Origin of the sequence: Richelia sinica FACHB-800 (assembly GCF_014698825.1) — a bacterium.
Lineage (GTDB): Bacteria > Cyanobacteriota > Cyanobacteriia > Cyanobacteriales > Nostocaceae > FACHB-800.
The window spans coordinates 96,650-110,013 of record NZ_JACJTT010000014.1; the positions used below are offsets into that span (position 1 = coordinate 96,650).

The following is a 13,364-nucleotide window of genomic DNA, read 5'->3' on the forward strand; positions in this document are numbered from 1 at the left end:
GCGTCGTATAATAGTTTTAATATTGCTTACTTGTCAACTATATTCACAGTAAAAGCCTTGCGTTTATTTATGCGTCGTCCAGTGATTTATATATTAATTTTGCTACTTTCATGCTTGTTAATTGTTCTATGGTGGCCCATAGACAATGGCTCTAATTGCAGTTCCTTAGCAGTGCTGAAATCAAAAAAACCTAAATATCAGGTTCAAGCTAGCCAAGTGATAATCAAGCCGTGGTTAGGGCAACATCATGTATATGGTATCTTTATGCTGCCTGAGCGTTATAAGGAATCTCCATTTTTTGTCTTATCTGTGAAAGATGTGGGTGAATTTTGTTACCGTCCTTTTGGCTATAGTCAAAGCTATGATGATGTTGTCGCTAAACCAGGAACCTATCTTATCCGCTATTACATTCTCACCCGGATGGCCATGAAGAACATTTTTAAAGGTGGGTATGGTGAGTTAAAGCAACCCCAAAATTGGACACTTACGGTGCAGGAGCCAACAACGAATCAGTTGTCTTCAACAAAGTCTCAGTAGTATTGATGATAATTTGGGCCGAACCTTGGAAAAAATCCGGCACGATGGTTTTTGGCACATCAGTTGGTTGATGGTAATGAGGAGTACGTAAATTAGCTGTATCTGTAGCTAGGACTGCACCTACTCCTTGATACCAAAATGGTGCATGGTCACTACGCAGGGTATCTGGTGTTAATAAACCTTTGAATGGGACTGGTAGGGTGAGAACTGGGGGAAGGTAGGAATTAGTTTGCTGAAAAGCAGCAAGTAAGGGCAAATGTTCCACATCACCAACAACTGCTAAAAAGTCCCCTTGATTGCTGGGTGGGCTGACAGGTATGGTGGGAGGATATTTTTGGCAGCCTGGTTGGTAGCAAGCATAGCCGACCATATCCATAATGATTGCACCTTGGAGATGAATGAGGTGTTGATTTTGTTGTACAAAAGCCTGACTACCTAACAGGCCAGCTTCCTCTTGGTCAAAAAACGCCAGTTGTAAAGTTCTGGCTGTAGGGAGAGAGTTAAATAGCCGTGCGACCTCTAAGACCACAGCCACACCAGTGGCATTATCATCAGCACCAGGAGAGCCAGCAACAGTATCATAATGGGCAGCAACTAAAATTGCTCCAGCCGTTTTGTCTGTTCCTGGTCGTTGGGCAAAAATATTGACACCTGTAGAATATTTTTCTAACTGGGGTCGCCAACCAAATTTTCGCAATTGGGTTGTGATATAAGTACGAGTAAGCGATCGCTCTTTAGCTGTATATCTTTGAAAATTCAAGTTCTGAACGTGAGCAACAAGTTTTTCCCTAGATGCCAACAGGTCGTCACTGGGTTTTTCTGTTTTTGGCTGGTTTGTAGGTGATACTAAAGGCTGTTGTTGAATTGTTTCACTAACTGGTAATTTTTCTGGTGACTGAAAGATACCATTAATACCCATCACAATTACTGCCCCCAGGATAACCAACGGCAGCCATAGCCACTTCTTCATGATGATAAGTTCTTGCATTCCTGATTAACGATAGCGCAAGACCTCTTTTGACGACTGGTCTGTTGACAGGGAGACACATTCAACTTTTACAATTTAAGTCTGCCTAATGGGGATTAGGAACTGGTCAATGAGTAATAGGCACAGAGTGGGAAAATCAAGGGAGAAAAAGGTAAAAGAGGCAAGGAAGTTGACTAATCTTCTTCTGAACTTCTGTTCGCGCAGCGTGCCGTAGGCATACTCCTGAACTCCTGTTCGCGCAGCGTGGCGCAGCCATACTCCTGACCTTCTGCACTTCTTCAATAGGTAATTTATATATGTTGGATTTGCTACTGATTAGCATTTTGGGATTTTTAGGGAGTTTTGGTCACTGCTTTGGCATGTGTGGCCCCCTGACAGTAGCATTTTCTCTATCTCAACCAAAAACATCTACACAGCCTACCTCTAATTGGCAACACCAATTAAAATTTCATACCCTGCTCAATTTAGGTCGAATGTTGAGTTACGCTTTGGTGGGTGCGGGTATTGGTACGGTGGGTTCCGTACTCATAGAAGGGGGACAATTAACAGGTATTGGCAGTGATTTTCGCCGTGGGATTGCCATTATTACTGGTGTGATGCTGATTTGGTTTGGTATCGGACAAGTGATGCCAGATTTATTTCCAAAAATTCCCCTACTCCATCCTCTCTTGCAAAAAAGCTTACATAATCGTCTAAGTGCTGGTATGGTCAAGCTTTCCTTTGACAACAAATGGTGGACACCAGCACTTTTAGGCATGACTTGGGGACTAATGCCCTGTGGCTTTCTTTATGCTGCCCAAATTAAAGCTGCTGCTACGGGTAATTGGTGGTATGGTGCAGCTACAATGTTAGCTTTTGGGGTGGGAACTTTACCCACGATGTTAGGTGTTGGTGTTTCCACTGCATTAATGAGTCAAGACCGACGTAGCCAATTGTTTCGTCTGGGAGGTTGGGTAACTTTGCTCATTGGTGTACTCACATTGTTGCGAACTGGCGACACCATGGTAGATTACACCGGACATGCAGCTTTATTTTGCCTGATTATGGCGTTGATAGCTCGTCCCTTGAGTGGTTTGTGGCCTGCACCTCTACGTTATCGTCGTGCTTTGGGTGTAGGTGCGTTTATTTTAGCTGTGGTACACACAATTCACATGCTGGAACATTCCCTAGAATGGAAACTAGAGGCTGTTTGGTTTTTACCTGTGGAATTTCAAGGGGCTATGGGTGCTGGTGCTGTAGGTTTGGTATTCATGGCACCGGCAGCCATAACGAGTTTTGATTTTTGGCAAAAGTATTTAGGTCAAAGCTGGCGAAAAATTCACTTGTTAAGCTTACCAGCGTTATTGTTGACTGTTATTCATACTATATTAATTGGTTCTCACTATTTAGGTGCATTGAGATTGAATTGGGGGAACAAATTAGCAGTTGCGGCGTTGGTCATCACCACTGTAGCTGTGTTTTTGGTGCGATCGCCCTATTTCTGGTTAAAGTTAAACAAGGAAAATCTATATGTCCCTCCCAACAAGTCGCGGTAAAACAAATATTTCTCTTGGGCTAAAAAATATACACAAAAACTCTATTTTGTCAATATTATTTTTAGTTATATCTTTAATTTCTACTTCTCCAGCTTCAGCCCATACAGTCAAAATCGATGGAGATGTGGGTGGTACTCTACACATAGAACCTAATGATAATCCCCGCGCTGGGGAACCTGCTCAAGCTTGGTTTGCTCTGACTCGCAAAGGTGGTAAGGTACTACCCTTAGCGGAGTGTAATTGTCAGTTAGCAATTTATGCTGAACCCTACTCCCCTGGAGAACCAGCACTATTGGAACCTGCTCTCAAACCAGTGCAAGCAGAGCGTTATCAAGATATTCCAGGGGCGGAAATAGTCTTTCCCAAACCGGGGGCTTATCAACTACAACTCAAGGGTAAACCAGTTACAGGAAATGGGTTTCGACCATTTGCATTAAACTTTTCAGTCACCGTTGCCGCAGGTAAGGCTCAACCTGTATTACAGATACGGGAGCAAGGGCAAAGTCAGGCTGAAAACATTAACTTAGCTCAACCGACACTCATTGTGGCTATCATCTTCTTTTCCCTTGGTGTCTTGGTTTTTGTGATTCGGAAAGTAACAGCGCAAAGGGAACAGGGAACAGGTGACAGGGAACAGAGAACAGGTGACAGAGAACAGGGAACAGGGAACAGGTGACAGGGAACAGGGAACAGGTGACAGAGAACAGGGAACAGGGAACAGTGTTAAAAGCTCTTAGTGCCTCAGTTTTAGTTAATGCCCTAGCTGCGTTGTCTATAGCTATAAGTGTAGGTTTTTAACAACGAAGTAAGCAATGAATCACTTTTTTAGAGCATAAAAGCGGAAAACCAGGGTGAGTAAATGTGAATTAAAAAATACCTTCACCGGTCAACTACCCACAGACAGACAAATAAAATCGAAAAAATCCAGAGATTTTGTTGATGACGGGCTGCAATTTTAATGGCAATAAAAGCATAATAGAAATGTGACTAATCTGTTAGCCCCTTTACAATCACTAAAACAAGGACACTGGTTCAAATTAATTTGCGGAGCCAGTTTCCAAGATTTACCCGCAGTCAGAAGTTTAACATTAGCCTATACTTTGGCTGGTGCTGACTGTATTGATGTAGCGGCTGATCCAGCTGTCATTGCATCTGCACAATCAGCTTTACTAGCGGCAAAAAAATTAGCGAGGGAAGCTCAGGAGCGAGGCTTTAACTTTCAAGGTGATTTACCCTTGTTAATGGTCAGCCTCAACGATGGAGAAGACCCCCATTTTAGAAAAGCAGAGTTTAATTCTACTTTATGTCCTCCAGATTGCCATAGACCTTGTGAAAAAATTTGTCCGGCCCAAGCAATTGTATTTAATAGTATAAAAAATGACTATTCAGGTGTAGTTTCCCAAAAGTGTTATGGCTGTGGCCGTTGCGTTCCTATCTGCCCTTATGATATAATTTATACATCATCATATGTGTCAACGCCGGGAGCGATCGCGCCATTGATCATGTCAACGGGAGTAGATGCAATTGAAATTCATACTCAAGTAGGACGGCTAGCAGAATTTAAGCGACTGTGGCAAGCATTGGTTACTCCCACCGAAGGCATCACACCTTGGACAAAGCAATTAAAACTAGTTGCTGTCAGTTGTCCCGATGGTGAAGGACTAATTGATTACCTCCAGGCAATTTACGAAATTATTGCCCCCCACGTCCAAATGATTATTTGGCAAACAGACGGTCGCTCCATGAGCGGTGATATTGGAGATGGCACCACCATCGCAGCCATAAAACTCGGACAAAAAGTTTTAGCGGCAAACCTTCCCGGATATGTGCAGTTAGCAGGTGGCACCAACAGCTACACCATAAAAAAATTAAAAACTATGGGACTGCTCAAAGATTTGGGATTGCCAACGGTAGATTGGGAATTAGATGACGACAATTCAAAATCCCCAATTCCCAATTCCCCATCTCAAATTTCCGGGGTTGCCTACGGTAGCTATGCCCGTGTATTGCTATCTCCAATTTTGGAACAATTAGAGCCAAAGGAGGTGATTTCTACTGGTGTGCAGACAAGCATTTGTCTTGAAGATAATCCCCAATTACTCTGGCAAGCCGTAGGGCTTGCTCATTCTCTCGTTTCCCAGATCAAGTCACAGCGGTAACACTAATCGCTCATTCGTTATCTCTCACAACGTCACCATATAAGCATGACGATTACAGACGATCTCCAAAAGTTACTGGAAATTTTGCCCCAAGACCTACGACAAGAACTAGAGAATCACCCCCGACGGGATAGTTTAGTTGAAGTTGTCTTGGACTTGGGCCGTCGTCCAGAGGCTCGGTTTCCCCATGCAGCCGAGTATTTGAGCGAACAACCAGTTACTCAAGCACAGATAGATGATTGCATTCAGCGAGTCGGAACCTTTGGCGGAGATAATCGGGCAGGAATTGAGCAAACTTTGCATCGCATCAGCGCCATCCGCAACCGCACAGGCAAAATTATCGGTTTAACTTGCCGTGTTGGTCGGGCAGTCTTTGGCACCATTGGCATGATTCGCGATTTGGTAGAAACTGGCAAATCCATTCTCATGCTGGGTCGTCCAGGGGTGGGAAAGACTACCGCTTTACGGGAAATAGCCCGTGTTTTAGCAGATGAATTGCACAAGAGAGTAGTAATTATTGACACCTCCAACGAAATCGCTGGAGATGGTGATATTGCTCACCCGGCAATTGGTCGTGCTAGAAGAATGCAAGTAGCTCAACCAGAATTACAACATCAAGTCATGATTGAGGCAGTGGAAAACCATATGCCTGAAGTCATTGTCATTGACGAAATCGGGACAGAATTAGAAGCCTTAGCTGCCCGTACAATTGCCGAAAGAGGTGTACAGCTAGTAGGTACTGCCCACGGTAACCAAATCGAAAACCTGATTAAAAATCCTACCTTGTCTGATTTGGTTGGTGGTATTCAAGCCGTAACACTAGGAGATGACGAAGCGAGAAGACGCGGTTCACAAAAAACCGTTTTGGAACGCAAAGCCCCGCCGACTTTTGAAATTGCTGTGGAAATGTTAGAAAGGCAACGCTGGGTAGTCCATGAAAGTGTTGCAGATACAGTGGATACCTTGTTGCGGGGTCGTCAACCCAATCCCCAGACCAGGACTGTAGATGAAAGTGGCAAGGTGGCAGTTACCAGGCAGTTAGCTGTCGTTAATGGTCGCAATGGACACTTTAGCAGTGGAGAAGAATCTCTCTCACCTGCCAAACCTGTTGGTTGGCGAGCTTCAGGACAAATGTTAGCCTTGCCTCCCTTGGGGGTTGAGCGTGAACGGCTCTCTAGTCGAAGTGAATTTGATAGGTTGTTAGATGAATCTTTCAACTACTCCGACAGCTTTGATTTGGCTGAAATTCAGCCAGCTGGCCCCAATGGGGAAGATTTGCCACTGCATGTGTATCCCTACGGAGTTAGTCGCCATCAACTAGAACAAGTGGTGAGCGTGTTAACTTTGCCTGTGGTTTTAACCAAAGATATAGATAATGCTGATGCTATTTTGGCATTGCGATCGCATGTGAAAAACCACGCCAAATTACGGCAAATGGCCAAGGCTCGTCATATTCCCATTCACATGATTAAGTCCAGCACAATTCCCCAGATTACTCGTGGGTTACGGCGTTTACTGAATATTGATGATCCAGAATTCGCTGACGATAAGGAATTGCAACTGTTCTTACACAATGGTAGTGATGACGAGATGGATGCTCTAGAGGAAGCCAGGCTCGCAGTTGAGCAAATTGTCATTCCCAAAGGTCAGCCAGTAGAATTATTACCTCGTTCTGCTCAAGTACGGAAAATGCAACATGAGTTGGTAGAACATTATCGGCTCAAATCCCATAGCTTCGGGGAAGAACCCAACCGCCGCTTAAGGATTTATCCTGCCTAATCTCCTGAATGTAGAGACGTTCCGGTGGAACGTCTCTATTGATTATGCTTCAATCACAACTCGCAAATTGCCCCGTTTATTGGCAACACGACAAGCTGTAGTTTTACCAGACCGCTCGAATTCTAAGTCTAGAACGGTTCCGCCTACACGTAAGTTGTGTAACGATAAACGATTAATGGATTCTGGCAAGGCTGGGTCAATGATGCGTAAACAGTTATTTTGTGCATCTGGGACTAAATTGACCATCATTTGCAGAAGTTGAAAAATACTACCTGTTGCCCAAGCTTGGGGTGTACAAGCCACTGGATAATGGACGGGGGTGTTGTCCCCATTTAATTCGTAACCGCAAAATAGCTCTGGTGGACGTTGATAAGCCTGTTGACTGGTCATATTAAATAGACCTTGGAACAATTCTAGAGCCTGATCAATTAAACCAAGCGATCGCAATCCCATGGCAATCATGGCATTATCATGGGGCCACACTGAACCTGTGTGATAACCCATAGGATTATAGGCAGGTGACAAGCTACTCAAGGTGCGAATTCCCCAGCCATTAAACATATCCGGGGCGCGTAACCGTTCGGCGACACTGTATGCTCTTTCTGGAGTTAAAATGCCCAAGTGCAAACAATGACCAGGATTAGATGTAATACTATCTACTTGCTTACCCTCTCCATCTAAAGCTAAAGCACAAAAATCTTGGTCTTCTGTCCAAAAATCTTGGTTAAATCTAGCTTTGAGACTTTTGGCTTCTTCTTGCCATTTCTCTGCTAAGTCCAGACGTTTTTTCATCTTGGCGATATCTGCTAAACGGTTTTTAGCGGCATAAACATATGCTTGCACTTCACATAATGCGATCGCACCGCTAGCCAATTCACCTTTATGATTCACAATACAGTCGCCAGAATCTTTCCAACCTTGGTTGATTAAACCACGTTTGGACTTGCGGTAGTAGCTGAGATAGCCTGTCTGGTGCATATTGCGGTCAATCCAGTCCATCGCTGCTAAAGCGTTAGGCCACAGTTGCTCTAAAATTTCTTGGTTATGAGTCCAAGCGTAGTATTCAGCGTACAGCATCAACCACAAAGGAGTGGCATCAACAGTTCCGTAATAGGGTGTGTGAGGAATTTCTTGACACCGTGCCATTTCTCCTAAGCGTAATTCATGGAGAATCTTGCCCGGTTCCTCTTCTCGCCATTCATCATCTATTTTTCCCTGATATTCTGCCAGGAGTAAGAGAGTTTCCTTGGCAATTTGGGAATTTAACATCAGGGTTTGGGTGGCTGTGATAATGGAATCCCGACCAAACAAAGTAGAAAACCAAGGTACACCAGCGGAAACTGTTTTATATTTGCCACAGGATTGGCGTAACAAATACATATCTTGTTCTGCCCTTTCAATCACTCGATTGAAAATTCCTTTATCGGCTCTAATTCCTGTGATTTGTTGTACCCAGTTTTGTTCTTCCATTAACTCTGAGGCTTTGGCTTGTCCTAAGGTAATGGCAGCACTGACTGTAGAACTGGGTTGGTTATTGGTGAGTAAATTAACCCGATAACCTAACTTTTGAGTTTCATGGGAAGCCAACTCTAGCCGCCAAATAGCTGTGTAGCCCTTGAAATAGTCTGGTTGATGATGCTGAAATTGAATACGAGATTCCATCACCAAACCATCTAAGCCTTGATAAGCCAATGTCAGGGATTCTTCGCGATGAGGACTAACTAAGCCAGCTACACCTTCATCATGGGTCGGCTCAACTAAGCGCAGTAATTTACCTCGTTTTTCTCGGTCGTAACCCCGTACTTCAAATAAATCCACAAAATCAGCATCAAAGCTGAGACTGAGTTCAAAACTAATGTTGGTGGTGCTGTAATTAGATACCTGTATTTCTTCAAAAATTGCACCATTGAGAACAATTTCCCGACGAACACCGATGGTGTCAGCTTTAAGTCGTTCATCAATTTTGGGATTGGTACACAAAACTGATAGGGCAAAACCTTTGTCAGCAGTGCTACTGAGGAGAACAGGTGATCGCCCATCGATTTGTAATTCTAACCGACTCAAAAACCTTGTATCGCAGCAGAATAGCCCCAGACTAGGATTACCATCATTCAGGGAACAACCAGAAATATTCCCCATGGTATCTGTCACTAAAAATAAATCGTCATCTTTCACTGTCAGGGTTGGCTGTGGTCTTTCACTGGCAACAGAAGGCCATTCTGGGATTGGCAATTGTTCTGCGGGAATAAAAGTTTTGCCATCAACGATAATTTTGTCGGCAGTCATCAATGTATCCGGTGTCATTAGCCAAATTTCCCTATACAGGTATAGATTTGCAAGTATCTAGGTCAATTAATTACAAAAGCTTGAAAAAACAAGGTCGTAGATGATGAATCATCCGACCAAATTACTCATCAAAAATTACTATGAGCCATTCTAGTTAATTTCATCCTGACATCGTTATGGTCAACGAGTCGGCATTGAGTTAACAATAGTAAATCCTTATAAATTTATATCTTCTCAATTTGAAGTCAAGGCTGAAAATTTTTGATTTTTCGCTAATTTATGGGGTGTTGAACATTGAGAGAGGCAAGAAGTAGAAAATACTCAAATTCCGAAGTATTTCACTTTGGGCATCATCAAAAACAGCAAACGCCCAGACTATAAAAGCCTGAGCGTTTGACCAATAGGTTGCAGATCAACTTCTGCGAGGGAATTGAAAATTAAGCGGGCATCATTTGCATAGAACGGCAAGATTCTGCACATTTACGACAAGCAGCAGCACATTCCATCATCTTGGTATCATCGCTCATCATTTCACAAGCCATGGCACAGCGATCGCACATTTCTGCACACAACATACAAGTGCGTCCCATAAACTCGGAACCACCCATCATCATATTCATACACATCATGCACATTTCTGAGCAATCACGCATCATGCTCATCATGCTCATATCCATGTACTTACCACCTTTACCCATGCAGTAAGTCATGGTTGCCATACACATCTTGTGACATTCCATGCAAACATCCATACACATTTGCATTTCGCTGGTCATGGATTCAGTCATCATCATCATCATAGGAAAATCTCCTGATTTTCTGATGCGAGTATTAAGTCCTGAAGCTGGACTAATTACAACATTAATTCCAACTTTTTAAAGAGTCAATAGTGTTTTTATTCTCTATTTTATAACCCTATTATTCCGATATAATTACCGGGCTTACTGTCAATAAATAACAAGTTATTCCTTGGTTTTTGCCAAAAATATTGCTAAATCAGGATTACAAAAATCCCATTGTCAATGAGGGATTTATTGCTATACTAACAAAAGAAAAACAAAATCTGACAAAAGTAGGAGTTTTTGGATAATTATTAATTTATTTATCCTTTAATAAAAGTAAACAAAGCTGTTTAATTAAGTTATGTAGCAGGTGAGAGGGAACAGGGAACAGGGAACAGGTGACAGGTGACAGGTGACAGTTTCAAGAGTTAGATGGGAACGATTTTTCCTTGGAATAGGAATTAAATGCAAGGTTTTTAAGTTTCCACCTCGTAAAAGCTTGCACTTTTTTTACCTGAAAACGGCTCAAAGCCTTTACTTGTAATCTTTTCATGTTTATTCAGCAAGCCCTATTTATCTAAAATTCACACTTTCAAAAGCAATCATGGTTTGAATCACAGACAATGGCACGGTGGCAAAATACTCGCGTTGAAATTGTTCTTCGCGAACGGCGGCTAAAAAGTAGTTAATAGCTACTTCTGGTGGTTTTTCTGGTTTCTGAGTCTGGTTCCAGGAGATTTGCAGGTAACGGTCTTGACGTTGGACGGTGAAACCTAAATATTTCAGGGCTTTAAATCCTGAATGTAGGGTGGGGTCGCTGATACCTAACTTTTCTAAAAGTTGGAGACGGGTAACTGGTTGTTGGGTACGGTGGAGATATTTGGCAATACCCACGAGATTAAGCCAAATCTCCTGTGGAGGTGGGTTTTGAGGAGAAGACCAAGCGATCGCTAGTTGTTGATGATGATAAAGCGATCGCCTCAACCAAGGACGTAAATCATCCCAACTAGTAGGACAATCCTCGACAATTAAGATAGATGGCTGGGTTTTCAGTTCTGCATAATCTTGATTACGCCAATCTAAAATTTCTGTTGAACGAGAAGTTCCTAATTGTGAATCTAAACTGGAACGGACAGCAATTAATCTAATTTCATAACGTTTTTTATAACTGTTGTAATCTAATTCAGCGATACAATCACATTTACCTATAGGTAACTCATCTTTATAGTGTCCCCACCAAATCCCTGGAAAAGGACTTTTACTCCCATCATCGCGAATATCAAACTCTGTTTTAATATATTGAATTTTCTTACCTTGTAAATCCTGTTGATTGCGATGCCAAGCATTTTCAAACCAACAGTTTTTAATTAACAACTTCGGCACAGGGTTGCCCATACCGCAGGGTTCCAATAATTTCAGTTCTAAAAATAAGTCCTTACCTAAATCTGCCACTGTCACCACCAAATCAGCTTGAACTGTCGGTGTGAGAGTTGTTCCTCCTAAAGACTGTCTTAATTTCTGGTTAATTGCTGCGGTAAATAAAGGAATATTTTCAGCCCGTAAACTTAACCCAGCTGCATAGGGATGACCACCAAAACGATGCAATAAATGGGCCTGTTCCTTCACTAATTGATATAAGTCTACAGAATTAATTGAACGGGCTGAACCCCGTGCGAACAGAGTACCATCTTCTAAAGATTCCATCCCTTCCGTACTCAATAAAATAGTGGGACGACCAGTTTCTTGTGCCACTTGTCCCGCAACCAACCCCAGCACCCCTACAGGCCATTGCGGGTCTTCTAACACGATAACCGTCGTGGTTGATAAATCTAATTGGGAGACTTTTTGACTGACCTGGGTTTGCACATCTTTTTGTAAGGATTTGCGACGGGAGTTAGCTAGTTCTGTTTCCTCTGCTAACTGGTTGCAGCGTTGAATATCCCGACTCGTCAATAATTCCACACAAAATCTCGCATCTCCTTGGATACGACTCACAGCATTGATGCGGGGGCCAAGACCAAAAGAAATATCTGTGGGGCGATCGCCACTTTTCTGGCACAATTCCAATAAACGCCCTACTCCTGGTCTTCTTCTCTGTTCCGGGGGCTGTTTATAATCTGCTTGCAGTTGTTGAATACCTAATTGGGCTAAATAGCGACAATCACCACTTAACTGTACCAAATCGGCAATTAATCCCACCGCCACTAAATCCCATAAATCTGATAAGGGATGTAGAGGAATATCCGGGAAAGTTTGATAAAGTGCTTCTACCAACTTATAAGCAACCGCCACCCCAGAGAGATGAAATAAAGGATGGTCACTAGATAAATAGCGGGGGTTAATAATAGCAATTACTGGTGGACGTTCTGGAGGTAAAGTGTGATGGTCAGTGACAATCACATCAATTCCTACAGTTTGAGCATAGATAATTTCTTCAATATTTGTACTACCAGTATCACAAGTAACGATTAACTTACACCCCTGTTGAGCTAAATTATCTATACCAGATTGATTGAGTCCGTGGGATTCCTTTAAGCGATTGGGAATGTAATAACTTAAATGAGAATGTTGGCTAAAAAACTCTCCTAACCCATCCCATAAAACAGCAGTAGAAGTAATGCCATCAGCATCAAAATCACCCCAAATCACCACCTTTTCTTGATTCAACCTTGCCTGCTGCAATCTTTGGACAGCTAAATTCATCTCTATGCCAAACTCAAAGCCACTTGCAGGTTGATAACTCTGATAATTGATAAACGCTGCTAATTGTGATTCAGTTTTAATTCCCCGTTGCCAAAATAACTGGGCTGCAAATACACCCCGTGATGAAGGTGCATACTTCTGCGCCGCTTCAATAAACCAATGGGGCGGTTCTTCAGTTGTTGCTAAAATCCACTGCATGATTAAAACTTCTCTTTATTCACTCTGCGTCTTTGCGTCTTTGCGCGAACTTATTTCCCAATCACTTGGTGATTCATTTTTTATTTAAAGAAAGACTTCTTGAATATCAGCAAAATTAGATAAAGATTGAGAAATTATGTCGTCATCAATAAATTTGCGTTCACATTGGGTAGCATATTGACAATATTCACAGGCATTTTTCACAATGGGAATTTGGGGAAAAGGAATATGGTTTTGGTCAGAAATGTTGAATCCTAATACAAAACTTTACATATCTAGTTATACTAGCTCTAAAAAGGTTAAATATGTCAACAAAACATAATCTCCTCAAACCAATGAACATAACTGATTTTCTGACACATACAAGATTGTAAATAGCGAAGTTTATCTAATAGCT

Annotated in this window: 9 protein-coding genes; 5 read left to right on the forward strand and 4 right to left on the reverse strand. The window is 42.4% G+C overall.

Annotated elements, in window-relative coordinates; all coding sequences use genetic code 11:
- The first annotated feature begins 30 nt into the window (after window positions 1–30).
- Window positions 31–537, forward strand: a complete 507-nt coding sequence (locus tag H6G73_RS12345; RefSeq protein WP_390839811.1) for a hypothetical protein — start codon at window positions 31–33, stop codon at window positions 535–537.
- Here the strand turns inward: H6G73_RS12345 and H6G73_RS12350 are convergent.
- A complete protein-coding gene (locus tag H6G73_RS12350) occupies window positions 485–1,507 on the reverse strand; it encodes a M20/M25/M40 family metallo-hydrolase (protein WP_190604767.1) in 1,023 nt (340 codons plus the stop codon). The two genes, H6G73_RS12345 and H6G73_RS12350, sit on opposite strands and share 53 nt — an antisense overlap.
- 314 nt (window positions 1,508–1,821) lie before the next feature.
- On the opposite strand from H6G73_RS12350, the gene H6G73_RS12355 reads away from it, so the two are divergent.
- The 4 genes from H6G73_RS12355 to H6G73_RS12370 all read left to right on the forward strand — a co-directional run bounded on the left by H6G73_RS12355 (window position 1,822) and on the right by H6G73_RS12370 (window position 6,998).
- The gene (locus H6G73_RS12355) at window positions 1,822–3,060 is read left to right on the forward strand and encodes an urease accessory protein UreH domain-containing protein (RefSeq protein ID WP_190604769.1); all 1,239 of its coding nucleotides are present in this window, start codon (window positions 1,822–1,824) and stop codon (window positions 3,058–3,060) included.
- On the forward strand, window positions 3,035–3,736 hold the full coding sequence (locus tag H6G73_RS12360) for a hypothetical protein (RefSeq protein WP_242034183.1): 702 nt from the start codon (window positions 3,035–3,037) through the stop codon (window positions 3,734–3,736). The genes H6G73_RS12355 and H6G73_RS12360 overlap by 26 nt, the downstream gene beginning before the upstream one ends.
- Before the next feature lie 307 nt (window positions 3,737–4,043).
- Window positions 4,044–5,219, forward strand: coding sequence for a circadian clock protein LdpA (gene ldpA / locus H6G73_RS12365; RefSeq protein ID WP_190604771.1), 1,176 nt, complete (start codon window positions 4,044–4,046; stop codon window positions 5,217–5,219).
- 45 nt (window positions 5,220–5,264) lie between these two features.
- A complete protein-coding gene (locus H6G73_RS12370; protein ID WP_190604773.1) occupies window positions 5,265–6,998 on the forward strand; it encodes a R3H domain-containing nucleic acid-binding protein in 1,734 nt (577 codons plus the stop codon).
- A gap of 42 nt (window positions 6,999–7,040) precedes the next feature.
- On the opposite strand, the gene H6G73_RS12375 is transcribed toward H6G73_RS12370, so the two are convergent.
- The 3 genes from H6G73_RS12375 to recJ form a co-directional block, all read right to left on the reverse strand.
- Entirely contained in the window at window positions 7,041–9,302 is a 2,262-nt protein-coding gene (locus H6G73_RS12375; RefSeq protein ID WP_190604775.1) for an amylo-alpha-1,6-glucosidase, read from the reverse strand.
- 419 nt (window positions 9,303–9,721) lie between these two features.
- Window positions 9,722–10,084: a four-helix bundle copper-binding protein gene (locus H6G73_RS12380; protein WP_190604777.1), complete on the reverse strand. Its 363-nt coding sequence runs from the start codon at window positions 10,082–10,084 to the stop codon at window positions 9,722–9,724.
- 555 nt (window positions 10,085–10,639) lie between these two features.
- A complete protein-coding gene (gene recJ, locus H6G73_RS12385) occupies window positions 10,640–12,967 on the reverse strand; it encodes a single-stranded-DNA-specific exonuclease RecJ (RefSeq protein WP_190604779.1) in 2,328 nt (775 codons plus the stop codon).
- Window positions 12,968–13,364 lie beyond the last annotated feature (397 nt).

Excerpts from the sequence above, each read along its gene's own strand:
- H6G73_RS12360 (WP_242034183.1), top strand. The coding sequence starts at position 3,035 with ATGTCCCTCCCAACAAGTCGCGGTAAAACAAATATTTCTCTTGGGCTA.
- H6G73_RS12355 (WP_190604769.1), top strand. The coding sequence starts at position 1,822 with ATGTTGGATTTGCTACTGATTAGCATTTTGGGATTTTTAGGGAGTTTT.
- H6G73_RS12370 (WP_190604773.1), top strand. The coding sequence starts at position 5,265 with ATGACGATTACAGACGATCTCCAAAAGTTACTGGAAATTTTGCCCCAA.
- H6G73_RS12380 (WP_190604777.1), bottom strand. The coding sequence starts at position 10,084 with ATGATGATGATGATGACTGAATCCATGACCAGCGAAATGCAAATGTGT.
- H6G73_RS12375 (WP_190604775.1), bottom strand. The coding sequence starts at position 9,302 with ATGACACCGGATACATTGATGACTGCCGACAAAATTATCGTTGATGGC.
- H6G73_RS12350 (WP_190604767.1), bottom strand. The coding sequence starts at position 1,507 with ATGAAGAAGTGGCTATGGCTGCCGTTGGTTATCCTGGGGGCAGTAATT.
- recJ (WP_190604779.1), bottom strand. The coding sequence starts at position 12,967 with ATGCAGTGGATTTTAGCAACAACTGAAGAACCGCCCCATTGGTTTATT.